The organism is Nocardia beijingensis NBRC 16342, assembly GCF_001612785.1.
GTDB lineage: Bacteria > Actinomycetota > Actinomycetes > Mycobacteriales > Mycobacteriaceae > Nocardia > Nocardia beijingensis.
In genome coordinates this window covers 140,215-163,838 of sequence record NZ_BDBC01000012.1, presented here as the reverse complement: position 1 = coordinate 163,838, position 23,624 = coordinate 140,215, and the positions used below count along the sequence as shown (strand labels likewise).

Sequence of the window (23,624 nt, the reverse complement as noted above, 5' to 3'; positions counted from 1 at the left end):
CATGGCATCGACCACGCCTCTGGTCGTGCTCGGTGAAGTACGCACCTGCCTGCTTCCGTCGGCGACCGCGCTAACCGGGCCGGAAGCTTGCGATTTGCTGGCGCTCATGCCGGGCTGCACGGTGCGATGGCGGGAGCGGCCGGGCACGCTCGCGGTGTCACCGACCACCGCGGTCGGCGTCGATTGCGATCTCGCCCTCGGCGAGCAGACCGCCCATATCGTCGGGACCGTGGCGACCAGCGCGGTCCTGTCCGGCGGCCGCGTGCTGCAGTCCAGCGCGCGCACCCAGGTGGTCCGCGCCGCCAACCGGCGCAGGCAGACCTGGTCGCACTACCTCAGCCGCAAAGGCGTCACCGAGGTCATCAGCCGCATGCCCGAGCGAACCGGCAGCGCGGAGGCGCTGGCCGAGGGCTATCTCACCGGCAGGGCCGGCGCCGAGACGCTCGACCTGGCCTCGATCAGCGAACGGCTGCTGGCCCGCCTGCGCGCCGACACCAGGCTGGACCAGAAGCCGCCGGTGCGGGCAGGCGCCACCCGTCTGCGCTGGGTCGCCTGGATCGGCGGCGCCGCGGGGCCGACGGCCAAGCTGCACCTGGACGACCCCACGCTGCGCACGGTCCGGATGATCGTGCGCGACGAGGCCGATCTGTCGGCGGCGCAACGGTTCTGTGAGGATCTGGCCGCGCACGACTGGTTGCTCACCGTGGTCACCGATGCGCTGGCCGAGGCCGATCGCTTCCCCTCGCACAGCCGCGACCGCACCGACATCCTCGCCCCGGTGCTGGAGGACCTCACCGGACTGTGGATGCCGGGAGCGCACACTCCGGCGTCGATGCGGACGCTGTGGCAGAAGTTGCAGACCGATCCCGGGTTGTCCCGCCAGTGGAACGCCCTCGTCGCACGGTTGCAGAACAGCATCGCCGTCGCGACGCTGGAAGCATTGCGGCACAAGGCGTTCGACACCGAATGGTAGCCGGGCTACATTCGGAACCACTTGCGCACCAGCAGCGCGAAGAACACCGACATCGACACCGTGCCCGTCCACGCTTCCACCGCGAACAACGGCCGGGCGACCGGGCGCAAATCCTCGGTGTCGCCGGGGCCGAGGGGATTGATGAAGCCCGTCACGCAGGTGTAGACGGTGGCGGCGGGCGAGGAAATGCCGCTGAAGACCAAAGCGGCGACGGTGAACAGAACCACCTGCACGGCAACCCAGCCGAGCAGCCAGAACGGCCGATACCCGTAGCCGCACAGCACATACGACAATTGGCCCGCCCAGCGCCGCCAGCCCGGCGGCAGCGCGAGAGTGCGCGCCCGCGCCAAGCGCAGGCCGCAGCGGTCCTGCGCTTCGTCGTCCTCGTTCATCCGGTACAGCGCGGCGCCTCTGCGGTAGGCGAGGGCCGCGTGCGCGGGCAGCCGCGCCGCCGACAGTTGAGCGCCCAACTGCTCGTACTCCTCGGCCAGCATGGTGTTCTGCCTGCTGCTCAGCCGCAGCGGACCGCGGAATTCGATCTCCGCCGCCAGCAGCGCCGCCGGGATCGCGCTCGGCACCCGCCAGCCAGCCTCATCCGGCTGGGGTTGCCGGGCGGCGGCGTAGAGGTGGCGGAACACCAAAGAGTCGGAGTGCCGCCGCGTGCTGGGCGGGTCGTAGTCGGCGAGGATCGCGTCCGCGTGCGCCGCGAACCGGCCCAGCTCCGCCTGCTCGGTACGGTCACCGCGATCGAGCTCGGCGGTGTATTCGTCCGCGCGCCTGGTGATCCGGGTGGATATGGATGCGACGAAGGGCGAAATCTCCCCCATGTCACGAGTCTAGCGGTCGGCCTCTCAACCGGTATTCGAAAACGTCGCGCGGTTCGCCGGGGCCGAAATACCGCTCGTCGTGCTCGACGAACGCGAACCCCGCTTGCTTGAACAGGTGGCTCGCCAGCTGATTGTCCGGCCGGACGGTCAGGTACACGACCTCCGCTCCCACGTCCCGGCAGGTCTGCAGCGTGCGGTCGAGCAGCGTGCGGCCGTAGCCGCCGCCCTGGTAACGCTTGGCCACCGCGAAGGTGAACAGCAGCGCCCGGCCGGATTTCTCCAGCGTCAGCGCGTACCCGATCACCGCTCCGTCCAGCTCCGCCACCAGCCATTCGGATCCGTGCAGGTCGAACAGCTGGCGCAGCATCAGATACCGGTACGGCTCGGCGAACACCTCGGCCTCGATGGCCGCGATGTCTTCGATATCGGCGAAGCAGGCCTTCCGATATTCCGGCTGAGGCGCTGTGGCGATGTTCATTCGCTCCCTACTGCCAGGGCATTGGCCGTCGATTCCAGCTTAGAACGTCACTGACCGATCGGGTCAGTGTAGAACCAGCGGAATCGTTCCTTTGCGCAGCGGGCCGTCACGTGTCGCGGGCAGAACCGGCGGGCTGTCTCGGCGGAACGCGAGACGGATGACTTCGCCGTTGAGATAGTCGTTCTCGATGATGGCGATGGCCAGCTTGGCGTACCCCTCGGAACGGCCCAGCGGATCGGCTCGTCGATGCGGCCCTCGCGCGAACACCGTGTGCATGGACTTGATCGACTTGTCGGGAGCCCGCGGTGGCCGCACGGACGAATTGGCCGAGCAGCTGGCCGCCGAACACCCGGCCGTAGGACAACCGCAGACTGCGGGCGTCGAAGCGGGTGTGAACAGTGTTCTCATCCGCGCGCGAAACCGTGCGCGCAGAAGTTCCATACTTCGGAGGCGGTGATCGGATGCTGCGTCTCGTCATCGGACGCTCCCGCGGACTGCGCGGTGAACATGACGGTCTGCATCACCATCGCCGCCGTCCTCCGCGAGTTGACCTCCGGGCGCAACTGCCCGGCTTCCTTGGCCGCGTCCATCAGTTCGGTGAACAGCGCGAGCATCGGCGCGTGCGCGACCTTGACGTGACCGGGATGCGAGATCAGCAGTTGCGACGCGAAATCGGTGAACAGCGGGCGTTGCGCCGACGGGTCCGGCCTGCACAGCTCGAACAGCAACTCGACCGCCACTTGGAGTTTGTCCAACGGGTCGGTCCGGCCGTCGGCGGCGGCGCGCAGCTGGTCGGAGGTGCGGCTGAGCGCGTCCTCGAAGAGGGCGAGCAGCAGCTCGTGTTTGCCGTCGAACTGCAGGTAGAAGCTGCGCAGGGACTGCCGTGAGCGATCGACGACCTCCTGCACCGTGAAGTCCGTGCTGCCCTTCTCGGTGATGATCGCCTGGGCGGCGTCCAGGAACCGCTGCACGCGCTCCTCGGCGCGCAACTTCGCGGTGCGCAGGGAGCGCTCGACGGCGCGCTGCTTCCAGGCCGGGTTCTCGCTCGAGCTGGTCACGGACGCCTCGGTCCTCGGTCATACGGAGAGAACATGAGTGCACTGTATCGGAGAACGGTGTGTCACCGGGTTCTCGGAACGCGTGTATGCCCCGGAAAAGAGACTGTCTTTTCCCGTTGCGGAAATGCTATTCTCACGCCCATCGAGCAGTGGCGCACGCGCTCGCCTTCCTGGATTGAGGTAGCGCCAGACCCAGGAGATCTATGAGTAGTACACCGATCCCACCGCGAGCGTTGACCGACCTCGAAACCAGCGTGGTCACCAAGCTGCTGTCGTCGAACACCCCCGATGCCTCGGAGTATCTCGCGCGGGTGCCGTATTCGGAGGTCGTCGCAACCTGGGGTGTCGGTTCACCCAGCGTCGATCTGGCGGTGCGGCTCGCTGCGGCGCAAGTATGCCGTTCGCCGGACGGAATCTTCGCCAGCGGAGCGGTCACCGACCGCAACGGATCACCGATCGGCGAGGTCTTCCTATGGGTCGAAAACGGGTGGCTCAGCGGAATCGAGTATGCCTGGTACACGGACGAACGCCCACCTGCGCTGCCCGAGATCGGTCGGATCGAACTTATGTAGCGCATCCTCTCTGACCGGCTCGTGCCAGGCACCCGTCGATGATCGAGTTCCTCGCCTTCGGTGGCCTGGCCTGAATGGCTGACTGCCACGTCCGTCCGCTCCACATGTGCACCAGCGACGACCGCTTCGGTACCGCAGGTCGATCCGCGCCGCCTACCGGCTCGCGCTTCGCCCGAAGACTTCTTCGTGCCACCAGCGATCGGGGTCGCTGAACCAGGGGCTGACCTGGTCTGCGCCGAGGACGCGCAGTTCCTTCAGGTCGATGTTGTATCTCCGGTAGATCGCGACGATTTCGTACAACCCGCCTTCATCGACGGCGTCGAGATCGATAGTGAGGTACAAGGTGCGCAATTGTCCTCGGTACGACTCGATGCAGGGGATCTTATCGAGCCACCCGAAGAACACCGCTTCGTCGTGCGGCGAGTAGTACGTGACGCCGGTGGCTTCGATGACCACGTTGCCGATGCCGTTCATCGCGACTTCCTGCCACTGAATTAGATGAGCACGATCCAGCTTGCCGGTGTCTCCATCGGGAATCTCACCGTCCGAGGGCGGCACCCGAGCCACCACCGCGTATACGATCTGCGCACCGAATAGTGCTCAGTGGCAGTGTCGGACCGGGCAGGGCTCTCATCCTGCGATGTTTCGAAGCGCGGCAAGCGCGTCGTTGATCTCGTCTTCGTAGAAGCCCGTTCGGTAACGCGCTTCCTGGCTACCCAGAAACTCAAAGGTGAGATCCAATAAGCCAGGCCACACATCGGCGATGGACGTCGGGAGGTGCCGCACGAAGTCACCTCCCGCCGAGTCGGCCGCCTCCTCGTTGCCCCCCTCGCCTTGTGAGGCGACCACTCGAACTCGGGTATCCGGGTCGAGTTGGCGGGGCAGGGAGCGGACCAGTCGCTGCAGGGAGTCCTGGACTCCGGCGTTCCAACCCAAAGGGGTCAGGAGATCTTCCCGAACATTCGCTATTTGAAGAGTGAGCTGCCGAACAGCTTTGAACTGTTCGACACTGAGAAAAACCTCTCGTTCCGGCCGAACCGAGATCATCCCTGGCTCCGCTCTGCGTCACTCCAGATCGTCAAAGTACGCTTTTCCTTCCTTTGGAGTATGTACCGTTCCAGCCTCACCGTCCTCGATCACGACAGCGCCTGTGCTCGGATCCCAGTATGCGACCCGGCCACCTCGGAGGTCGTAGCGGACCTCCACTCCCGGTCGTGTGCCGCTGATGACACTCTCGACGTAATCGGCGAGTTTCTCGGGGGGCACTCCCGCTACGTAGTGACTGCCGTCGCCCTGCTCCGCTCGGCCGTTGGCATGGTCGGCGATTGCTTTGGCGATCCGCTTCTCCACTGCGTCGTCATCGGTCTCCGACGGTGCCGAGGGCGAATCATCATCGATGATGGCTTTCATGGCGATGATGCCGGCGAGAGCGGTGATGGTCGCGCTGAGATCGGGCACCTTGTCGAAGGCGTCGATGACGCCGACGGTTACGCTGACGGCCAAGGTGATCTTGAGGATCTGAAAGAGCCGCCTGCTCGTGTAGAGGCTCCGGATGGCGCTGATGGTCTCGGAGGCGGCAACCGTGACACCGCCTCCGGCGACGGCGATACTGCCGCCGAAACTGAAGATGGCTCCGACGATCGCGCCGGTGACCAGGAGTCCAACGGCCCACGCAAAGCTGTTCATCGCCGACTTGATGCCTTCGCCGACCTCGACTGTCGAGGTGTGGTACTCAGCGACCGGTGCTGCGACGTTCAGCGACGCGGATGCGAGGAGATTGGCGCCTGACTCGAGCGCCTGAAGTTTCTCTTGGATCAGCGCACGGTTTTCAGGAGCATCCATACCGTCGAACAGGTCCGATATCGCACTGATCCTGGCGGGAGCCTCCTGGATGGTCCGATTTTCAGCGAATGCCTTCCAGGTCTGGGCGGCCTTGGCGAGCTTGTCGACGTCACCGTTGGGCAGCTTCTCGAAGGTGCTGACAATCTTCGAGGTCAGCTCGCTGAAGAACTCCTCTACACCACCGTTGTGTTTGACGCCGTCACCGTTGTCATGGACGGAGGTCGGGATCGAGACCTTGTATTCGGAGACCTGGTTGACGGTCGGCCGTGGCGGGTGGCCGTGATCCGATTTCCCGTACTTGTATCCATTCGCATAGAGAACATTGCCGAAGTTGGTGAGTGCGTCGGCCAGATGCGTGCACGCTTGCATGGTGTCGCGCGCGTAACGGTCGTACGCCTCACCCCACTGTTTACAGCCAGGGGCATCACCGGCCATGCCCGCACACTCGCCTTTGACGGCATCATGTACAGGCTTGTCGGCGCGGCGCAGTTCGGAGGCGAGGTCGTGGCAGCGCTTGGCGGCGTCGTAGTATGTCTGCCAATTGACGCGCAACGCTCACTCCCCTCGGAGCATCTTCAGGTTTTCCTCGACCGCTGTGCTGTAGCCGGTGTGAGCCTTGCGTGCCGCGTCGCTCATTTCGCGGATGCCCTCGGTGAATTCTCTTGCCCCGATCATCCATTCACGGTGGGCATCGTGGTAGGCCGTCGCGGCGACGCTTTCCCAGCCGCTGCCGGAGAGGGTAGCGACCTTGTTGTCGATCTCATCGAGGTTGTCGGCAACGAACCCGGCCAGCGCCGCCAGTCGGGACACGATTTCATCGAGATGGTCAAGGTCAACCGTGAATTCCGTGGTCACGGCAGATCCAGACTGAAGGAGCTGCTCAGGAGTGAAGCGTTGCTCCCGTCGCGGGATTCGTAGGTCTGCGCGCTGACTCCCAGCTTCTCTGCCAGTTCGGTGAGGGCGGCGATTATCCGACCGCCGCCGTCACGGACGTCGGTCCAGCCTTCGGCGAACTCGGATGCCAGGATTCCGGTCCAGGAACCATTGACTACACCGTCGACATCTGTCGCGGCGGAATCCAAAGCGGTACGCAACGACTCGGCAAGTTCGTAGACATACGTTCCGACATTGCGAACCTGTTCTGGGACGACCGAGAGATGTTGCCCCGGCCCCGGATTCCCCCCGTCGCTCATGCTCAGGGATGGTACCCACATCTGGTGGGAGTGTCGAACTCAAGAGGCCGCCTCCTGATGCCGAGCAGAGGATGATGCGTCCTTGCACGGCTCGACCTGCGCATACACCCTTGACTGTATGAATGCCATCCTGTTGACCTGGAACCCCCGCTGATGAGGTGAGGTGCCCAGTTCCCCAAGGCAGTGAAGACTTGCTGCGCCTCACCTCACCCGGGGGCCGCACCAGCCGACTGGTCATAGCCCGTGCCGCGAATTGGGCCTCACCCCGGCAGCGGACGTGGTCGACCAGGTGAACTCGAGGACTCTGCCGTCACCGACGAGCAAGGTCTCACATGACAGAGCACTCCCGCCGTTCCGGCTGCCGACACCACGTCAACCAAGGCATCGATGTCTGCGCGGAGAAAGTCGCCGCAGTCCTCTCAGATCATGGCGACCTCCGTCCTCGGGATGAAATCACGTCGAAAGTGTGCGATCCGCCTGCCCCGGCCGGGTGCCATCGCGCCGCTACCCGGCAGCCCACCGCGAACTCCTCGGCATCCCGCAGCGCTCGTCGGAAGATTTAATACGGTTCTGCCCAGGTGAGGAACTGCTGAACAGTGAAAATCGGCTTCCCGAATTTGATCGCCTTCTGGCCCTTCCCTGACTGGGTTGCTGCCTCGGCGGCGATCAGCGCGTCACAGTTCTTCTTTGTCACGTCGCCGACAGGCTCGAGTCCGAACTTTACGGCGAGATCCTCCAAGTCATCGCGCGCCCATTTCTTGCCAGCGTCGTCGATAGCGGTTCCGGTGAAGCAAACCCGGGCATCCGGGACAAGGACGGCCTCGATGTCATGTGAGTCGAACGTGGTCTCGGTGGGCAATAGTTGCTGGCCGAGCCTTCGCTCGAGCTCTCTCAGTAGTGCTCGAGCGGTTTCGTCGATCCTGATCCTCGTGATCGCATCACGTAGGTGCTCTGCCAGGATCTCGTCGTGGTATTTGTCGGTAGAGATGACTCCGCCGACCTGGAAACAGCTCGGCGTGTTACCCCAGGACAGTAGGTATCCAGTGCCGGAGTCCGCGGCGGGGAATGCCCCGGAATTCACGATCCGTATCGGGTGGCGTGTAGCGATGTCGCGTACGGCGCGGGCGCGGTCGAGTGCGCGGGGTGCACTCAGGCGGTCCCGGTCCGCTGGTGAGAGTTCGGCAGGATTCAGGTCGATGCCGATAGGCATGGCGATAGATCGCCCCACACGCTTGAGTTCGGCTTCGATGCACCGGAAAGCGTCATCGAGACCGAATCCGATCGGTGCGCGGCCCGCCAAATGCGGTGCGAGGGCGTTCCATGCGACGGACAGTGTCGGCGCGAGCTGCACGTCGGCGGCGGTGATGTCGTAGACCGTACGAGCGTCATCGAGGTCGCGTTCCGGATTGATCAAGGTGGTGATCTCGAATCCGTCATCGGTGACCAGCGCGATCTCCAACGGACGCGGTTCGACCCGTAGTGCCCGTGCGCCCACGGTGCAGACAGCGAGGTATACCGGACCGCGTGAGCACGGCATTTGGTTTCCCTGCGCGAGGAACCGCCGTACCCGCGGGTCGGTCTTGAGGTCGACAGGTTTGACCGGACGTCGCAAGACCAGGCCGGCCATGGATGTGCAGCGGCTGAGCGCGACATACAGTTGCCCGTCGGCGAATGTTCCGCCGGTGAGATCGATGACGAGGCGATCCAGCGTCTGCCCTTGGCTTTTGTGGATCGTAATAGCCCAGGACAGCCGAAACGGCAGCTGCGTGAAGGTACCGACTATCTCGTTGCACAGCGTGCCGTCCTCGACTACGGGCTGGGTGATCTGCCACGTGTGTGGCCGAACGTTCACACGCACACCAGACGGAAGCTTCACAGAGACAACCGTTTCGCCCGCATCGATGCGGTGATCGCTGATCTGTCCGATCGTGCCGTTCACCCATCGGCCCAAGGGGTCGTTTGTAAGGAGCATGACCTGCGCTCCGACCTTGTAGACGAGTTCTTCTTCTGTCGGGCGGATGAACCCCTCCAACTCGCCGCGCTCTATGGCGCGATGGCGGATCACAGGTTGTGTCAACTGGGCGAGCTGCTCCTGATTCCGTTTGTCCGCGCTCGCGTTCGTCGTGGTCAGGGTCAACCAGAACTCGTCGTTGGGAGGCCGAAAGTCGGCGTCGGTTCGAGTGTTCAGTTTCTCCAGGAGTTGCTGTTCGAGCGTGCCCGCACGGACTGCGTTGAGTATTTCGAGCAGTTGCGGGTCGCCGACCTGACGGAAGACTCGGGTGAGCTCCATCGTGGCGAAGCGGTCGGGGGTGTAACTGTCTGCCGAGAAGAAATAGGGCGTTTTGTATCGGGTTGTGAAAAAATCCTGTTCGCCGTCCTCCACGACGGGTGGAAGCTGATACAGGTCGCCGACCAGTACCAGCTGCACCCCACCGAACGGGGCGCCGCGCCTGGGCCCGAACCTCTCGAGGGCCGCGACCAGCTTGTCGAAGAGGTCTGCTCGCACCATCGAGGCTTCGTCGATGATGAGGGTGCCGAGCCCGCGCAAGGTGGATGCGAAGCGACGGGGGAAGTAGTCGCCGCCGCGCACTTCCTCCAGGCGGGTTTCCGGCCGGAACGAGAAAAGATTGTGGATGGTGTAGCCGCCCACGTTCAGCGCGGCGATGCCGGTGGGGGCCGCCACGACCGCAGTGCGCTCGGTGGTCAAAAGGAACTCACGCACAAGCGTCGACTTGCCTGTACCCGCCTTGCCGGTGAGGAAGACGTTATCGCCGCGGTGCAGCCGGGTGAGTGCGTCGGTGAACTCCGGCGTGCGGATGAGCCCGTCGGTGTGAGTGACGATCATGCGTTGTCCTGGAGTGACTTTCGATCGGGCAGGGATTCCGGTCGAACGCGTTCGGCGAATTCCGGTGGGAACGCCGCGATGGTCGGGCTGTTCAGTTCCAGCGGCATGATCCACGGGGTCTTCCCAAACCTTGGGGTGACAGTGCGGCGGTATCGTTGCTCATCGGTGTACAGCCATGCCTCCCAGACCGCACCGACGTAGTTGGCGACTGTCAGGGCGCGAAATTGCGGAGCGTCTTGCTCGGCGGCGGTGAGTACAGGAGTCGGTAGGAATCCAGGGAGAACCAGATTTGCGCGATTGCGTCGAGAGTAGTCGCGGATTGCCTGGCAGATTCGCTCCTGGTGCGCAGCTGTCAGCTTGATCATCTCATCGAAGACCCCGACGCGGTTCGCGTACACGAAGGGTAGCGGCGGCTCGGTGCCGTCAGTCAGCACGATAGCGTGATCAGCCGTAAGTGACCGGACCTTCGTGTCGTGATCAGGGTCGTCGTGACAGACCACCACAGCGTTCGTGTTACGTACGACGATGGTGTCGATCCGGCTGGTCAACCACACAGCGGTGGAGTCGGCGGTCGGTTGCCTGTCGACGGTCGCGAAGCCGAGCATGTTTCTCCCATGATTCGACGGTGTTGGGGTAAGGATCAGCACTACTGACAGCGGCCGCGCCTCGCGACCCGACCGATTGCGGACTGTTGCCGAATCGGACACTTTCCCGCCACGTCAGCCGGTAGTAGCTCGAGCTGAGCTTCCCTTCCAACTGCGGGTAGGCCGCCAGGTACTCAGCCGATGGCCACATCACCGGTAGTTGCTTCGGGGAAGGAGCGGGACCGAGTACCGCGGCGACAGCGGTCCGCCGGTAGCCGAGCGAATCGGCGAGCATACCGAGGCGGGGGCGACATCGAGGTCGGCGCGACGGTGCGCGGAGGTCATCAAGGATGCTCCTGGCAGTGTGGACGAACAGATGACGAACTTAATACCGTCCAAGGGCAGCAATGTGTTTCGCGTGTGGTTTGAGGGGTCCCCCGGGCTCCGGGCGAACACAGCTGAGAGGCCGAGCGTCTGGTGCGTCGCTGGGGTCTCGACGCATGGCGCAGCCGCTGATCCTCGTTCACACGATTCGCGAACTGCAACCGAGCGGGTGAAGGTTTTGCGATCCTCGGACCTGCGGATTATGCCGCCGCGGAGCCGGTTTCCGGCCAGAAGGGGTTCGGGCAATGGGGGCGATTTCTCCGCAGCTGTGGAGCGCGCGGCCGCGACAGTAAGCGCCCGGAGTTGGGGAGTTCGATCACGTCCCAGACCACCGCGCCCACGGTGATGTGCGGCAGCACGTCGAGGACGGAATGTAGCAGCGCGCACACGAAAGCCTACCCGCGTCGACTCACGGCAATGTGGCCGCCGGCCCGTCATCAACTCGGTGTCGGCGCCGGTCTTACCAGAATGCCTCGAAGCGTTCCGAACCGAAGGGGAGTCCTTGGAGCGGCTGAGGGCGGCGAGCTGTCGTCACGTTCATCCCTTGGCTGTGACGGTCCATATCGCCAGCTCGGCTTCGCGAGACGGCGTTCCATTCCACGGATGGGTCCGGAATCGATTGTCCATGAGGTAATCCATGTATTTCGCTCCGGCATATCCCCAATTGGTGATACCCAGCTCGGCCGTCCTCTGTCCGAGTTCGCTTTCTTTCCAGACATGCGCGATGTCGGTGGCGATCGGGCGTAGGTCATCCGGCGTTGCCGCCGTGGGTACCTGGAGGGTGATGAGGAATACCATTTCACCCAGTCGGTTGGGATCGCCCACCACATCCACAGAATGGAGACACGCTCCTACCGGTAGGTGCGTCGCGGCCAGGGCGGTCTTCAATTCCTTGGTAACCAGGGGATCGGCAGACAGGGCGGGGCAGCTTGCCGGCTTGGCTGTCGTCGAGGTCGTCGTCGAGGTCGTCGCATCGGTCGGCTCCGCCGCCGAATCCACCGAGGTGCCCGAACCGCAACCACCCAGCACTGCGACACCGGCGACGGCGGCCAGCAGACTGGACCCAATACGAACCATCAACCCCACCATGTTCCTCCGCTCGGGTTCGACTCAGCCATGGGCCGCATGTCACCCCTCCACGCATCGCTTGCGAGAACAGTCGGGAACTCCCGATATGACTGAGGTTTTCATCCTATCCGCCGCAATCGGAGCTCGATCCGATCACCGCGAAGCCCTGGTTACACCGTCGCCGACCATGCACTGAGCAGGCGACTGTCCGCACCCGCGACCCGAGTTCTCGGATGCGTCTCAGATCACCGCGACCTCCGTCCTCGGATCGAAGTCACTCGAGGTGTGGGTGTTTCCCCTGTTGTCCGGGCGGATGCCACCGGGTCAGCTCCCGGCGGCACGCCGCGAACTCCTCGGCGTCGCGCAGCGCCCGGCCCGCGGCGAGATCCAACTCGAACGAGTGGTCGGTGTGGCCGGTCGTCGCCGCGATCATCCGGCGGGCGGTGGAGCGTATTGCCGACTTCTCGCCGGTCATCGTCCAGCAGTACGCATCCGGCACGTGGATGAGCCAGCGTGGGCCGCAGCAGTGCACCTCGACGTAGTACCGGCGCACGGTCACGGCCTCCGCGCTCTGACCGTCACTCCGTCCATGACAGGGCTTCGGTGAGGGTCACCGGAGGCGGGGGAGGGGTCGGCACCCCGCCTCCGGGACGTTCGGGTGCGGCGGACCACTGCCGCAGCGCGGCCGCGTAGCGCTCGAGCACGGGCAGTGGCACGCCCTTGTAGGGGGCGCGCGGCCGGGGGAACGGGACGCGTTGCGGCAGTCGGTTGGTCATGTGTCCTCCGCTGGTCGAATGGCGGCGAACGGGGAGTCTCGCCGCGCCGATCACGCGGTCAGTGGAGCACCCGACGCGAGCCGCGTCGATATTCCCGCGGAAATTCGCGATGCGAAGTGGCAAAAGCCCTGGACACCTTCCAGCGATCCTGCACAATGGCGTCCAGAAGGCCGAAATGTGGCCTTCCACAATGTCTTTCGACATATTTCAGTCAGCGGGTGCGAATATTCCACAGAAGGGAGCAAACAGTATGGGGGAGAGCGATGCGAGCGCCGGTATTCGGCAGCTCAAGGCCGACATTCGCGGGACCGGGGGCGTTCCACACCGCAGCCTCGGCCGCTGCCTGCGCGGGATGAGGCAGGAAGCTGGACTGTCCATCGAAGTGGCGGCGCGGGCCATCGGGCGCGGGGCGGGGACACTGCACCGTTTGGAGACCGGTGCCCCGAACGTTGTCGTGCGTGATGAAGACCTGCGGCGGCTGTGCAAGCTGTATCAGCGGGTGGACATGCTGCCGGTGTTGAAATCGCTGGCGGCGCAGGGCAGGACGCCGTCCTGGCTGGACGAGTTCCCCGATCAGGTGAATCCGACGTTCAACGCGTACATCCAGATGGAGGCGGCGGCATCGCATCTGACGAGTTACCGTCCCGATCTGCTGCCCGGAATCTTTCAGATTCCCGAATACGCGCGGGCGCTGGACCGGGTGTACTTCCCCATGGATACCGTCGAGGAGATCGAGCGGAGAGTCAGGGTTCGGCGCAACCGGCAGGGGCTCATCACCCGCGATATCGCGCCGCTGAATGCAGTGCTGTTGCTGGACGAAGCGGCGACCAAGCGGGTGGTCGGCGGCCCTCGCATCATGTCAGTGCAGTTGCGTCACCTCGCGGACCTGCCGCCGAACGTTCGCGTGCAGGTACTTCCGTTCGGGGCCGGGTACCCGCTGGGAACCTCCACCGGACCGTTCACGATTCTGGACTTCGCGGCAGACGACGACGGGCGGGTGCTGGAGCCGCCGGTGGTCTACGTCCAGAGCTATACCGGTGATATCTACCTGGAGCGACCCAGCACCGTTCGCCGCTATCGAACTGCAATCGAGGTGATGAAGCGGGTAGCGTTGGACGTGCCGAGTAGCAAACGCCTGCTGCGGCAGGCAGCGAAGGAGTTCGACTGTGTCCGTTGATCTATCCGGAGCGCGCTGGTTCAAGAGCACTCGTAGTTCCGCCGGTAGTGACTGCGTCGAAATCGCGCATCTGGACGGCGGCCGCGTGGGGGTTCGCGACTCGAAGAACCCTCACAGCGGGGTGCTGGTGTTCACGCCCTCGGAGTGGGACGCGTTTGTGTCGGGCGCGCGGGGCGGGCAGTTCGACCGGCTCTGAGTTGCGCCTGCTCGATCGCCGGTGTTCACCGAAGACGACAGTAGGCGTGCGGTGGCAGCGAAGGTCCTGAGATCGGGGTTCCGATCAATATCGTGCGCACCACAGGCTGCGTCGGCGGGTCGGGCGACCTGCCGACGTTCCGGCAGCAGTCCTAGCGGTGCGAGGCCCGGCGGGTCGATGCGGAGTTCGATCTGGTCGATGCGGCGTTGTGCGCGGATGGCCCTTTCCGCTACTACCGGAGTCATCGCTGGCTGGTAGGCATCGATGGGATGGTGGCAGATGTAGCGGGAGAACCGAGGGGATTGATGAGTAATTCACCGATTCCGCTGCGAGCGTTGACCGACCTCGAAACCAACGTCGTCACCAAGCTGCTGTCGTCGAACGCCCCCGGCGCCTCCGAGTATCTGGCGCAGGTGCCGTATTCGCAGGTCGTCGCAACGTGGGGTGTCGGTTCACCGAGTGTCGATCTGGCGGTCCGGCCCGAGGCGGTGCAAACATCCGGTTCGACGGACGGGATCTTCGCCAGCGGAGCGGTCACCGACCGCGACGGATCGCCGATCGGCGAGGTCATTTTGTGGGTCGAGAATGGTTGGCTCAGGGGAATCGAGTACGCCTGGTATACGAACGAACGCCCACACACGCTGCCCGAACCCGATCAGATCGCACTTCTATAGGTCTCAGAGCTCCCGCACGGCAGCGGAGGCAGCGTTGACCGGCGTCCAGAACTCGAATTGCCGGAGGAATTCGTCGATGGCTGCACCAAACCGACCGTCGACGAGCCGATGCCCCGAACGCCGGGTCCACCGTGGCCGGCCTGGTCAAGGCGCGATACGGCGGGCCGAACGGCTCCCCGTTCCGTCCGCCGTGCTCTCCGGCTCAGATGCCGGGGTTGGCGTCGCGGTCGTGGCTGGTGGGGCGGCCGTCCTTGTCGTACCACTGGTCGTTCGCATCGCGCGTCCAGCCTTCGAATTCGGTACCGATCACGCTGTCGACTCCCCACCGTTCTCCCAGGCCCAGCGAAGGGGACCGTGCCGGTTCGGGCGGGGCATTGCGGCGTTTCTCGTTGAATGCGGCGAGAAGTTCGTCGGCGCGTGCGAGTTCTTCGTCCGAAGGGATCAAGCCTCTCGCTTCCGATTCCTCTCGACTGTAGAAAGTGAAGCGGCCGATTTTTTCCGAAGCCGGTTCCTGCATGGTATTTCTCCTATGGTTCGACCAGTGTGATAATAGTGCGGCCGGTTTTCGGATCGGTCACTTTGCTCTTGCAGAAGAATTCGGTTCCCGTTTTGAACATGACTTCGTCGGGAGTCCCTCCGTAGTCGTGGACTTGCCTTCCGGTCTTGCTCACATGGCGCTGATCAGGCCATGGCTCGGTGATGTCGACTGCCCGGACAGCGCCGCCGGCGACGGCAGAGTTGATCCGCGCACGGTAGCGAGAGCCGACGGGCGCGACGATGACCCTACCCCAGCGGCGGGCCGTCGCAACCCCGCCGCAGATGTGCTCATCGGCCAACGTCGGACGAGCACAATCAATTACGCGGCGCCGATCAGCTCGCTGCGATCGGATATCCGAGCGCTCTTACCCGTCAGTCGCCGACGAACAGGAGATATCCGTTGGCGCGGAGCGCGATGGACGATGCTCGCCTCAGCAGGTCGACAGCCTGCCGCTCGGCATCGGTCCGTACCTCGATCTCCTCGATCTGATCCAGGATCAAGCCGAGCTGGTGCCGGTTGAACATGGTGTGGCCGTAACGGTAGATGCCCCGTACCAAACTGGTGTCGGGCTGCGCGGCGCACAACCTGAACAGCGTTTCGTCCGCATCGTCACCGAAGCGATGGATCTCGGCATGGTTGATGTCCTGTACAACGATGTCTAAAGCCATTTGGTCCCACATCTCCTGCGGAGTCCAACACTACGTCGATCAGGCGAAACGGCGGATCAAGCATGTAGTAGACATGGCCTCCGCGTAACGCCCCTGGGGTGCTGACGGATAAGACGTGCAGTCCGGTGTTCTCGAACTTCCGGCGCCGAGGCCCGGCCACCGGGCATGCTGATCAGTGTGCAGACTCAGAGGGGAAAGTTCATGCGCTCAGTCACCAGATTCGCCGCGACCGCCGCTGCCGCTGTCGTGGCCTGTGCTCCGGCGTTCGTCTTCGCCGGTACCGCCTCGGCCGAGGCGGTCAACCTGCCGGTGCTCTACACCACGGCTACGGAAGCGGGCCTGTGCTACGGCACGATCCGCGGGAACGTGGACCAGGACTCCTCCCAGGGACTCCACCTCACCAGCGCCTTCGAGGGCATCGGCACTTGCGCGACCACCGCCTACGTCTCCTGGCACAACATCGACACCGGTGCGCGCGGGAACACCACGATCAAGCTGGTCGGCTCGTGGTACAACTCCGCCACCATTCCGTCGGGTCCCGGTCACGTCGAATTGTCCGTCACCACAAAGGAAATTTTTCACTCGCCCGATTCGGTCCAGGTGCAGTACGTCATCCCGGGATAGACCCAGGCGCGGTGCTTCTGCCGCCCTGTCGTCGGCGGCGATCGGCGGCGCGACCGTCGCATGCCGCTCTACGCTGACTACATGGTGACCATCGTCGGTGGCGGAATCGCCGGGACCGTTCTGGCGGGAGCGCTTGGACGCGAGGGTATTCCGGTCCGAGTGTACGAAAGCCGGCCATCGGTCGGAGTCGGGGCGTTCCTGGTATTGGACGACCGTGCCCATGCCGCGCTGACCACCCTCGGCGTGCCCGCCGACCGGCTGGACGAGGTCGCCCATCCGGTGGACGCCCTGCGGGTCGAGTACCAGCCGGGCGAAGCCCGTTCCGGGCCGAGCCGTGGGCATCGGCTGTACCTGCGTGCCGAACTCATGGCGGTGCTGACCGAATTCGCCGCTGCCACAGCGGCGGAATTCCACTACGGCACCGCGGTGACCGATGTCGACCGTGGCGTGCTTTTCAGCGGCGCTATCCGGCTGCCCACCGACGACGTCGTCATCGCGGCCGATGGCATCGACTCCATCGCCCGCCAACGGATCGAGCCGGGACGAACACCCGAGTACGCCGGGCAGATCGTGTTCTACGGCCGCACCGAACGCGCCCAGGCGTTGCGCACCAAGAGCGCGGTGCTGCACTTCGACGGCCGCATCGGTGCGGATGGCCGCCCGGCGGGCGCGTTCGGTCACTACTGGGACGAAGGACTGTCGGTCTGGTTCGCCAGAGTCACCCGCCCAGCTCTTCCCGCCGAGGATCTCGGATTCCGTCCGGTGGTGGAGTGGGCCGAACGGATCCGAACGGTCGCCCCTGGCATCCGCGACGTAGTCGATCTTCTGTTGGCCGAGACGGAGACCGTGCACGTTTCCAATGCGCGCAACGTCCCCTTCACCGACGCCGCTCCCGCACGGCTGCCGGTGATCCTGTGCGGCGACGCCGATCACGCGATCACACCGGCCGAAGGAGTCGGCGCGCGGGACGCCATCGAGGACGCGGTGGCCATCTTCCACGCACTGTCCACCGGCGCTTCGCCCGCGGAAGCGATGGCGGCACGGCGCAGGCAGATCGCCACCGACCGGGAGCGGGTCGTCCCGCCCTACCGTCGCCCCGCGAACTAGCCGTCGTTTCGCTCGAGCTTGCCTCGTAGGCCTCCGCCCGCCGCCGAACGGCGGAAGCGAGCACCTCGCGGCCGAAGACCGCCGCGCACTCCACCGCCGCACGGAGACGCGGACACGCTGTGCGGCGTTGGCAGCGCAACGGCTCGGCGATGGATTAACGTCAGGATCCCTGAGGCGATGCCAGCTGCTCCAAGGGGCGTCTGCCTCGGCGTTCAATGCTGAGCCGGAGTGCGATCTCAGGGAGGAATCGTGGACATCACCCAGCTGATTCTCGACGACCACCAGGAACAACGGCGGCTGTTCGCGATCCTGGAGCAGATCGATCGCGCGGACACCGGCGCGCTTTCCGCGATCTGGAACCGGCTCGCGGCCTTCCTCGAGCTGCACGCGCAGGCGGAGGAGGAGATCTTCTACCCCGCCCTGCTCCAGGCGGGTATCGCGGCCCGGCGCGCGGGCGGGGTGGAGGACGAAACACTCGACGCTATCCACGACCACAACGAGATCAGGGACGCGATCGCCGAGGTGGCCCGTCATCAGGTCGGCGCCGATGCCTGGTACGCGGCCGTCGCGGCGGCGAACGCGGCCAACAGCGATCACATGGCCGAGGAAGAACGCGAGGGTCTGACCGATTTCCGCCGTCTGGCCGGGCTGTCGCGTCGCCATCAACTGGCTGTCGCGTTCGCCGCTTACGAGGCGCGCAACTTCGCCGGCGTGCAGCCCGTCGACAAGGATCCGGTCGGCTATGTCCAGGCGGCCGAAGAGGGAGCCGTGGAGAAAGCGCGGCCCGCTGCGAACGGATCGCTGGGTGTCGGCACCTTGAAAAGGAACTGACCGGCAGGCCGCAACCGCCACCACTCCTGCGGCATTCGCGTGGCTCGCATGCCCTTCGTTCGGTAGGACGAACCGAGTGGGCCGAGGGCCGCACGACTGCGCGGCAGGCCGCGGCGTCGCCGCGCTCCGGATGTTCGGGAACCCGAGCGGAAGCGGAGAAGTGACTGCGCGTTGACTACGCTGTCGCGGTGTCCCAATCCGTGCCACTGACGAGACTTCTCGATGACGCGGGCTTGCTGTCGCTCGAACACCGGCTCCATCTCGAGCAGGTGCTCGGCGTCCACGTGTTGGAGGCCGATCTGGAGGGACGCCGGCTCGAATTCCTCGGCGAGGAACGCTCCTTCGTGTGCACCGACGTCCACCTGCTCGGCACGGCGGACGCCGATACGTGGCTGTGGGGGTGGGTCAATCCCTGGGGCTACCCGCGGTCGCTGCTGCGCGCCGCGGAAACCGTGCGCGAGTTCGGGTTCCGCTACCGTGTCGCCGAATTGTGTTCGGCCGAACTACCGGTGGTACTCGGGGGAGCGGCGCCGGAGCCCTTTCAGGTGGCCGAGTTGATGGCCGACGCCGCGAAGATCGTCTGCGGGCGGTGGAATTCCTACTGCGGTGTCATCGACGGTGCGTGCGTCGCGTTCCTCATCGATCACCCGGCCTTCGAGTTGCCCGCGCCCACTCCCTCCGGCCTCGCACGCGTGCTGGCCCACGGCTTCGGCGCGCTGCCGCTGACGGATCACCGGCGCGCGGTGTACAGCTACTTGACCCGGCGGGGGCTGATCACCGAATTCCTCGACGACTATCGGGTGCTGGAATTCGGCGGGCACGGGCTCGCGGGGGAGGTCGAGTTCGACGCCGCGGGCCGGATCGCGAATCTCGACATCCGGATCGTCATGGACGGGGTCGGCGCACCATTCGCCTCGGAGACGCAGCCTGCGTGATCGCCGCACCCACGCGCGCCCGCGCTGGTCAGCTCGGCGGGAACTGTTGTTCGAACCAGCCGAGGATCTCGGGGACGGCCACCCTGGCCGTTGCGGCGTGGTCCAGATCGCCCAGGTCGCGCAGCGTCGCGTTGCCGCCGAGAGCTTGCAGGCAGTGCTCGGCGTTCGGATACGGGACGGCGCGGTCGCTGCGGGAAGCGTAGAGGTGGACGGGTATCCGCGGCGTCCAGTCGCAGGTGCCGTCGCTCTCGGCGATCGCCGCCGCGACGGCGCCGGTCGGTTCGGCGGCCGACCGGAGGAACCGCGGGGTCAGCAATTGCGCCGGGGTGGGCGCCAGCGAGGTCACGATGGTGATCTCGCTGTGGAAGCCGTCGAAGAGGTCTTCCACCTTGTCGGCGTAGGCCTGCTGGAAGGCCTCGGCCGGATCGTCGTAGAGGTGGTGGATCCGGTTCATCGCGGTGATCCAGTAGGACAAGAACAGCACCGCCGCGCCCGGCAGGACCCGCCCGTCGAGCGCGGCGGGCGCCTGGACGTGCTGGAGGTCGTAGGGCCCGCTGATCGGGGCCAGTGCGGCGACCCCGAAGCCGGGGATCGCTCCGGCGGCCAGCGCCTTGCCGAGCGCCATCGCCGCGTGTCCGCCCTGGGAGAAGCCGGTCACCAGCACATTCGGATCGAGCTCCCGCCCATGCTCGGCCGCGAGGGAAGCGGCCGCCCGCAACAGGTCGGCCGATGCGCTGACCTCCGAGGGCGCATGGGTGTAGGGATGCGTCCCTGGACCGTTCCCCAAGCCGAGGTAGTCCGGTGCGGTCGCCGCGTAACCCGCGGCGGCGAACGCGACCGTCCGCAGTCGATCGGGGAGGTTGCGGGTATCGACCGATGGCGCGTCGCTCTTCAGCGTCATGGTCCCGTGCTCGTAGCCGACCACGCGCACCCGCCGGGAGTCGGTGCGCGGCAGCGCCACCAGCCCGCTGGCGGTGGTCGGCTCGCCGTGCGGGCTGATCGTCCGGTACTCGAGACGAAAGGCGTCGACGCCGTTGCGGACCGGGGTGGAAATTCCGCCGTTCGTCAACAGCGCCGCGGTCTGCTCGGGCGCCAGACTCAGCAGGGGCGTGGCCGAGACGATCTCGCCGCGGGCCGGTGGCGGTTCGTGTTCGCCGTTCCCGCATCCGGCGGCCGTGAACACAACGACCACCGCGACCAGGAATCGCCTCAGACGGTACATCGGTGATCCTCTCGACGATCATCGGCTCCGCTCCATCATCGCGCGGGCGCGGACCGGGATGCGCGCCGCCGGCTCGGCTGGTCCGGGCCGCGAAGGATTCGGAGTGCACGGTGCTTGTGCCTGCTTGTAGCTGGTCCGTTCACGAGCAGTTCCAGTACCCGATAAGTGAACAACTGTTTCGACTGTTAATGGACTATCTACCAGTTCAAAGGAGCGATATGTTATGAATCATTATCGTCGACCGTGGTAGTTCGATGCGATTGCTACCCGGACGGCACTGGGTTGTCGACGCTACCCGGCCGACGTCGTCCGGGCGGCGTCGACATCCCCATGGCGGCCGATCGAGGCACTACCCGAGGAGTGGGCATGAGCACGCCGACGGCGAGCGCGACTACCGAGATCTACTTCCGCGCGGCGGCCGCGACACTGGTCGAGGCCGCGACGGTGCTGGCCGACTTCGGATGCTCGCCGGTCGACGTTCCCGGGATACTCGAGCGCTTGCGCCGAGTCGAGCACGCGCTCGGCGTGGTGATCGGCAACTTGACCACCGCACTGGACTCCGGGCCCGCGACCGCCGACCGCGCGCAGTTGTCCGAACTGGGGCAGGCGCTCGTAAGCGTCGTCGAGCGGACGCGCGTGGCAGCCGCGCTCGCCGACGCCTATCTCCTCACCATGGTGCCGGACGAGGTGCTCGAAGTCGTGGTGACGATAGGTCGCTGCGCGCAGCTCACCGCGGCGGCGCTCGGCGCCTGTGATCAACCGCTGCTCGGGTCGTATCGCGCCGAGTTGCTGCGTCTCGCGGTGCACGCCGAGCGGACCTTCACCCGGTGGGCGCTGGCGCGGCCGAGGGCGGGCGCGGACCGGATGGCGGAACTCGGCAAGGCGCTCGTGGCGGTCGTGCACGCGTTCCTCGCGGTCGGATACGCCGCCGCGAGCGTCATCAGGGCCTGAGCGCGGACCTGCTCGCTATGTGTGCAGGGATTCTCTCGCTATGAGACGGAATTACCAGGACAGATGGGTCGTTAGTTAGTGGTTGTTCATGTCGTGTGATAGAACTCACTTGCGTAAACGAAGGGGACTGCTCGACATGCAACCAACAGCCAAGCAACGCGCGGCGATGAACCTGATCTGCGACACGTTCAACCCCGGCGACGGGTTGACGCTGCCGTCGGCGAGCGCGCTCGGCGCCGTCGACACCGTCTTCCAGCTACTGGGGCGGAATCCGCGCGAGGCGGAGAAGAAGCAACTGGCCACGCTGCTCAACCTGTGGGATTCCCGGCTGGCCGGACTGCTCACCGGCAGCGGTCCACGGCGCTTCTCCCGCCTGTCGCAGGAGCAGCGGGAACGGGCGTTGCTGCGGCTCGCCGATTCGCGCTTCGAGCCGGTGCGGGTGATCTTCCAGGCGCTCAAACAAGCGTCGCTGCTGTCCTACAACATCACCCCGGGCCCCGCGGGCGTCAATCCGCTGTGGAAGGAGATCGGTTATCCGGCCCCGGCCGGCCCGCTGTCCACGGCGCCCGCGCCCGCGTTGACACCGCTGCGCTGCACCGAGACGACCGAATTCGACTGTGACGTCGTGATCGTCGGTTCCGGCGCCGGAGGCGGTGTCGCAGCCGCGGTGCTGGCCGAGGCCGGCCTCGACGTCGTGGTGCTGGAACGCGGAAACTATTACGACGACCGCGATTTCGGCACCGGCGAGCTCGGCGGGTTGCAGCACCTGTACGCGCCGGGGCCGCCGGGATCCAGCGAAGGCCAGATCACCCTCGTCGCGGGCACGTGCCTCGGCGGCGGAACGGTCGTCAACTGGAGCACGTCCTTGCCGACGCCGCAGGCCGTCCGGGCGGAGTGGGCCGCGCTGGGCGCAGCCCAGTTCGCCGATGCCGAATTCGACGACGCGCTCGACGTGGTGCAGCGCCGGCTCGGCGTCACCGATCGGCGGTCGGTGCTGTCGGCCCGCGACGGTGTTCTGGAACGCGGCGCCCGCGCGCTCGGCTGGGAGGTGGACACGTTGCCGCGCAACGTGACCGACGCCTGCGACGCCGGTGTGGAATGCGGCCGCTGCGGGTACGGCTGCCGCCTCGGCGCCAAGCAGTCGGTGACCAAGACCTGGCTCGCCGATGCGGCCGATCGGGGCGCACGGTTGGTCGTGGACGCCGACGTGCGGCGGATCACCGTGCGAAACGGTCGTGCGCAGGGGGTTTCTGCGGTCACCTCCGACGGGGTGGCGATCGAGGTGCGCGCTCGGGCGGTGGTGGTGGCGGCCGGAGCGATCCAGACCCCGGCGTTGCTGCGGCGCTCCGGATTGCGCAACCAGAACATCGGCCGCCATCTGCGCCTGCACCCGGCGGCCGCGGTGTTCGGGGTGTTCGAGGAAGAGATCCGGCCGTGGGAAGGCGGCTTGCAAACCCGGATCTGCCGCGAACACAGCGACTTGGACGGCAACGGCTACGGCGTGATCTACGAAACCGGCCCGATCCATCCGGGTCTCGCCACCGGGTTCATGAGCTGGCGCGGCGCCGAGAACCATCGAACCACCATGCTCGATTTCGCCCATTCGAACGCGATCGGCATCATCACGCGCGACCGCGATTCGGGCACCGTGGCCGTCGATCGCGAGGGTGAGCCGATCGTGCACTACCGGTTGTCGGACTACGACGCCGCCCATCTGCACACCGGATTCGAGGGAGCGGCGAGCATTCTGGAAGCGGCGGGCGCGCGGCGCATCTTCTCCGGGCACCAGGCGGGCATCTCCTACGAACCGGGCCGCCGCGGCTCACACGCCGATTTCGCGGCCGCATGCCGGGCCGCGGGGTACGGGCCGGGGCACTGCTCCCTGGGCGCACTGCACATCATGGGCTCGGCGCGGATGGGCGGCGCACCGGAGACCTCGGCCACCAACCCGGACGGCGCGACGTGGGAAGTGGCGAACATCGTCGTCGCCGACGCCTCCAGCTTCCCCACCGCGTCGGGCGTGAACCCGATGGTCTCGATCGAGGCGATCGCCTACATGAACGCGAAAAGGCTTGCCGCTCAGTTGGGCTGACGATCGGTC

The 23,624-nt window shown here is 65.7% G+C and carries 29 protein-coding genes; 11 read left to right on the top strand and 18 right to left on the bottom strand.

The features are described from left to right. Position 1: 1 nt before the first annotated feature. Positions 2 to 973, top strand: a complete 972-nt coding sequence (locus NB3_RS08600) for an SCO2521 family protein (RefSeq protein WP_067799189.1) — start codon at positions 2 to 4, stop codon at positions 971 to 973. A 5-nt stretch (positions 974 to 978) separates the two neighbouring features. On the opposite strand, the gene NB3_RS08595 is transcribed toward NB3_RS08600, so the two are convergent. The 4 genes from NB3_RS08595 to NB3_RS08580 form a co-directional block, all read right to left on the bottom strand. Further along, positions 979 to 1,800, bottom strand: coding sequence for a hypothetical protein (locus NB3_RS08595; protein ID WP_067799186.1), 822 nt, complete (start codon positions 1,798 to 1,800; stop codon positions 979 to 981). Between the two features lies 1 nt (position 1,801). Continuing rightward, entirely contained in the window at positions 1,802 to 2,278 is a 477-nt protein-coding gene (locus NB3_RS08590; protein ID WP_067799183.1) for a GNAT family N-acetyltransferase, read from the bottom strand. Between the two features lie 63 nt (positions 2,279 to 2,341). Beyond that, a complete protein-coding gene (locus tag NB3_RS36085; RefSeq protein ID WP_067799180.1) occupies positions 2,342 to 2,593 on the bottom strand; it encodes a hypothetical protein in 252 nt (83 codons plus the stop codon). An 89-nt stretch (positions 2,594 to 2,682) separates the two neighbouring features. Next, complete coding sequence (locus NB3_RS08580; RefSeq protein ID WP_067799177.1) at positions 2,683 to 3,336, bottom strand: TetR/AcrR family transcriptional regulator; 654 nt, start codon at positions 3,334 to 3,336, stop codon at positions 2,683 to 2,685. A 254-nt stretch (positions 3,337 to 3,590) separates the two neighbouring features. On the opposite strand from NB3_RS08580, the gene NB3_RS08575 reads away from it, so the two are divergent. Then, entirely contained in the window at positions 3,591 to 3,908 is a 318-nt protein-coding gene (locus tag NB3_RS08575) for a hypothetical protein (RefSeq protein WP_244891813.1), read from the top strand. 153 nt (positions 3,909 to 4,061) lie between these two features. On the opposite strand, the gene NB3_RS08570 is transcribed toward NB3_RS08575, so the two are convergent. From NB3_RS08570 to NB3_RS08520, 10 genes are all read right to left on the bottom strand, one after another. Next, positions 4,062 to 4,478, bottom strand: a complete 417-nt coding sequence (locus tag NB3_RS08570; RefSeq protein WP_244891812.1) for a hypothetical protein — start codon at positions 4,476 to 4,478, stop codon at positions 4,062 to 4,064. Between the two features lie 60 nt (positions 4,479 to 4,538). Next, positions 4,539 to 4,955: a hypothetical protein gene (locus NB3_RS34900; protein WP_157111647.1), complete on the bottom strand. Its 417-nt coding sequence runs from the start codon at positions 4,953 to 4,955 to the stop codon at positions 4,539 to 4,541. Between the two features lie 18 nt (positions 4,956 to 4,973). Further along, a complete protein-coding gene (locus NB3_RS08560; protein WP_067799170.1) occupies positions 4,974 to 6,302 on the bottom strand; it encodes a hypothetical protein in 1,329 nt (442 codons plus the stop codon). 3 nt (positions 6,303 to 6,305) lie between these two features. Beyond that, positions 6,306 to 6,605, bottom strand: coding sequence for a WXG100 family type VII secretion target (locus NB3_RS08555; protein WP_067799167.1), 300 nt, complete (start codon positions 6,603 to 6,605; stop codon positions 6,306 to 6,308). Continuing rightward, the gene (locus NB3_RS08550; RefSeq protein WP_067799164.1) at positions 6,602 to 6,943 is read right to left on the bottom strand and encodes an ESX-1 secretion-associated protein; all 342 of its coding nucleotides are present in this window, start codon (positions 6,941 to 6,943) and stop codon (positions 6,602 to 6,604) included. The genes NB3_RS08555 and NB3_RS08550 overlap by 4 nt, the downstream gene beginning before the upstream one ends. Positions 6,944 to 7,502: 559 nt before the next feature. Then, positions 7,503 to 9,788 (bottom strand): AAA family ATPase, encoded by a 2,286-nt coding sequence (locus tag NB3_RS08545; protein WP_067799161.1) that lies wholly within the window; start codon positions 9,786 to 9,788, stop codon positions 7,503 to 7,505. Next, positions 9,785 to 10,393, bottom strand: a complete 609-nt coding sequence (locus NB3_RS08540) for a hypothetical protein (protein WP_067799158.1) — start codon at positions 10,391 to 10,393, stop codon at positions 9,785 to 9,787. Before NB3_RS08540 ends, NB3_RS08545 begins: the two co-directional genes overlap by 4 nt. 900 nt (positions 10,394 to 11,293) lie before the next feature. Further along, positions 11,294 to 11,845 carry a hypothetical protein gene (locus tag NB3_RS34895; RefSeq protein WP_157111645.1) on the bottom strand — a complete coding sequence of 184 codons (552 nt, stop codon included), beginning with the start codon at positions 11,843 to 11,845 and terminating at the stop codon, positions 11,294 to 11,296. Between the two features lie 253 nt (positions 11,846 to 12,098). Beyond that, a complete protein-coding gene (locus NB3_RS08525; protein WP_067799149.1) occupies positions 12,099 to 12,383 on the bottom strand; it encodes a hypothetical protein in 285 nt (94 codons plus the stop codon). Positions 12,384 to 12,402: 19 nt separating this feature from the next. Continuing rightward, positions 12,403 to 12,600, bottom strand: a complete 198-nt coding sequence (locus NB3_RS08520) for a hypothetical protein (RefSeq protein ID WP_067799146.1) — start codon at positions 12,598 to 12,600, stop codon at positions 12,403 to 12,405. Between the two features lie 190 nt (positions 12,601 to 12,790). On the opposite strand from NB3_RS08520, the gene NB3_RS08515 reads away from it, so the two are divergent. The 3 genes from NB3_RS08515 (at position 12,791) to NB3_RS08505 (ending at position 14,647) form a co-directional block, all read left to right on the top strand. After that, positions 12,791 to 13,777 carry a helix-turn-helix domain-containing protein gene (locus NB3_RS08515; protein WP_169810658.1) on the top strand — a complete coding sequence of 329 codons (987 nt, stop codon included), beginning with the start codon at positions 12,791 to 12,793 and terminating at the stop codon, positions 13,775 to 13,777. Continuing rightward, positions 13,767 to 13,973: a DUF397 domain-containing protein gene (locus NB3_RS08510; protein ID WP_067799143.1), complete on the top strand. Its 207-nt coding sequence runs from the start codon at positions 13,767 to 13,769 to the stop codon at positions 13,971 to 13,973. The genes NB3_RS08515 and NB3_RS08510 overlap by 11 nt, the downstream gene beginning before the upstream one ends. A gap of 335 nt (positions 13,974 to 14,308) precedes the next feature. Next, a complete protein-coding gene (locus tag NB3_RS08505; protein ID WP_244891811.1) occupies positions 14,309 to 14,647 on the top strand; it encodes a hypothetical protein in 339 nt (112 codons plus the stop codon). 202 nt (positions 14,648 to 14,849) lie between these two features. Here NB3_RS08505 and NB3_RS08500 read toward each other — a convergent pair whose 3' ends face one another. From NB3_RS08500 to NB3_RS08495, 3 genes are all read right to left on the bottom strand, one after another. Further along, the gene (locus NB3_RS08500; RefSeq protein WP_067799138.1) at positions 14,850 to 15,164 is read right to left on the bottom strand and encodes a hypothetical protein; all 315 of its coding nucleotides are present in this window, start codon (positions 15,162 to 15,164) and stop codon (positions 14,850 to 14,852) included. A gap of 10 nt (positions 15,165 to 15,174) precedes the next feature. Further along, a complete protein-coding gene (locus NB3_RS34890; RefSeq protein ID WP_157111643.1) occupies positions 15,175 to 15,483 on the bottom strand; it encodes a hypothetical protein in 309 nt (102 codons plus the stop codon). 73 nt (positions 15,484 to 15,556) lie between these two features. Next, positions 15,557 to 15,865 (bottom strand): hypothetical protein, encoded by a 309-nt coding sequence (locus NB3_RS08495; protein WP_157111641.1) that lies wholly within the window; start codon positions 15,863 to 15,865, stop codon positions 15,557 to 15,559. 189 nt (positions 15,866 to 16,054) lie between these two features. On the opposite strand from NB3_RS08495, the gene NB3_RS08490 reads away from it, so the two are divergent. From NB3_RS08490 to NB3_RS08475, 4 genes are all read left to right on the top strand, one after another. After that, positions 16,055 to 16,477, top strand: coding sequence for a hypothetical protein (locus NB3_RS08490; protein ID WP_157111639.1), 423 nt, complete (start codon positions 16,055 to 16,057; stop codon positions 16,475 to 16,477). Between the two features lie 81 nt (positions 16,478 to 16,558). After that, positions 16,559 to 17,584 carry an FAD-dependent oxidoreductase gene (locus NB3_RS08485; protein WP_169810657.1) on the top strand — a complete coding sequence of 342 codons (1,026 nt, stop codon included), beginning with the start codon at positions 16,559 to 16,561 and terminating at the stop codon, positions 17,582 to 17,584. 249 nt (positions 17,585 to 17,833) lie between these two features. Then, entirely contained in the window at positions 17,834 to 18,415 is a 582-nt protein-coding gene (locus NB3_RS08480; RefSeq protein WP_067799127.1) for a hemerythrin domain-containing protein, read from the top strand. A gap of 188 nt (positions 18,416 to 18,603) precedes the next feature. After that, positions 18,604 to 19,350, top strand: a complete 747-nt coding sequence (locus NB3_RS08475; protein WP_067799123.1) for a DUF6882 domain-containing protein — start codon at positions 18,604 to 18,606, stop codon at positions 19,348 to 19,350. 28 nt (positions 19,351 to 19,378) lie between these two features. Here the strand turns inward: NB3_RS08475 and NB3_RS08470 are convergent, their stop codons facing one another. Further along, complete coding sequence (locus NB3_RS08470) at positions 19,379 to 20,572, bottom strand: lipase family protein (RefSeq protein WP_067799120.1); 1,194 nt, start codon at positions 20,570 to 20,572, stop codon at positions 19,379 to 19,381. A gap of 366 nt (positions 20,573 to 20,938) precedes the next feature. On the opposite strand from NB3_RS08470, the gene NB3_RS08465 reads away from it, so the two are divergent. Beyond that, the gene (locus NB3_RS08465; RefSeq protein ID WP_067799118.1) at positions 20,939 to 21,523 is read left to right on the top strand and encodes a hypothetical protein; all 585 of its coding nucleotides are present in this window, start codon (positions 20,939 to 20,941) and stop codon (positions 21,521 to 21,523) included. A gap of 136 nt (positions 21,524 to 21,659) precedes the next feature. Beyond that, positions 21,660 to 23,615 carry an FAD-dependent oxidoreductase gene (locus NB3_RS08460; protein ID WP_067799115.1) on the top strand — a complete coding sequence of 652 codons (1,956 nt, stop codon included), beginning with the start codon at positions 21,660 to 21,662 and terminating at the stop codon, positions 23,613 to 23,615. The last annotated feature ends 9 nt before the right edge of the window (positions 23,616 to 23,624 follow it).

What these genes read in the sequence shown, in the direction of transcription:
- NB3_RS08600 (WP_067799189.1), top strand. Translation starts at nt 2, where the DNA reads ATGGCATCGACCACGCCTCTGGTCGTGCTCGGTGAAGTACGCACCTGC.
- NB3_RS08595 (WP_067799186.1), bottom strand. Translation starts at nt 1,800, where the DNA reads ATGGGGGAGATTTCGCCCTTCGTCGCATCCATATCCACCCGGATCACC.
- NB3_RS08590 (WP_067799183.1), bottom strand. Translation starts at nt 2,278, where the DNA reads ATGAACATCGCCACAGCGCCTCAGCCGGAATATCGGAAGGCCTGCTTC.
- NB3_RS34900 (WP_157111647.1), bottom strand. Translation starts at nt 4,955, where the DNA reads ATGATCTCGGTTCGGCCGGAACGAGAGGTTTTTCTCAGTGTCGAACAG.
- NB3_RS08550 (WP_067799164.1), bottom strand. Translation starts at nt 6,943, where the DNA reads ATGAGCGACGGGGGGAATCCGGGGCCGGGGCAACATCTCTCGGTCGTC.
- NB3_RS08545 (WP_067799161.1), bottom strand. Translation starts at nt 9,788, where the DNA reads ATGATCGTCACTCACACCGACGGGCTCATCCGCACGCCGGAGTTCACC.
- NB3_RS08540 (WP_067799158.1), bottom strand. Translation starts at nt 10,393, where the DNA reads ATGCTCGGCTTCGCGACCGTCGACAGGCAACCGACCGCCGACTCCACC.
- NB3_RS34895 (WP_157111645.1), bottom strand. Translation starts at nt 11,845, where the DNA reads ATGGTGGGGTTGATGGTTCGTATTGGGTCCAGTCTGCTGGCCGCCGTC.
- NB3_RS08520 (WP_067799146.1), bottom strand. Translation starts at nt 12,600, where the DNA reads ATGACCAACCGACTGCCGCAACGCGTCCCGTTCCCCCGGCCGCGCGCC.
- NB3_RS08515 (WP_169810658.1), top strand. Translation starts at nt 12,791, where the DNA reads ATGTCTTTCGACATATTTCAGTCAGCGGGTGCGAATATTCCACAGAAG.
- NB3_RS08500 (WP_067799138.1), bottom strand. Translation starts at nt 15,164, where the DNA reads ATGCAGGAACCGGCTTCGGAAAAAATCGGCCGCTTCACTTTCTACAGT.
- NB3_RS08495 (WP_157111641.1), bottom strand. Translation starts at nt 15,865, where the DNA reads ATGTGGGACCAAATGGCTTTAGACATCGTTGTACAGGACATCAACCAT.
- NB3_RS08490 (WP_157111639.1), top strand. Translation starts at nt 16,055, where the DNA reads ATGCGCTCAGTCACCAGATTCGCCGCGACCGCCGCTGCCGCTGTCGTG.
- NB3_RS08485 (WP_169810657.1), top strand. Translation starts at nt 16,559, where the DNA reads ATGGTGACCATCGTCGGTGGCGGAATCGCCGGGACCGTTCTGGCGGGA.
- NB3_RS08470 (WP_067799120.1), bottom strand. Translation starts at nt 20,572, where the DNA reads ATGTACCGTCTGAGGCGATTCCTGGTCGCGGTGGTCGTTGTGTTCACG.
- NB3_RS08465 (WP_067799118.1), top strand. Translation starts at nt 20,939, where the DNA reads ATGAGCACGCCGACGGCGAGCGCGACTACCGAGATCTACTTCCGCGCG.
- NB3_RS08460 (WP_067799115.1), top strand. Translation starts at nt 21,660, where the DNA reads ATGCAACCAACAGCCAAGCAACGCGCGGCGATGAACCTGATCTGCGAC.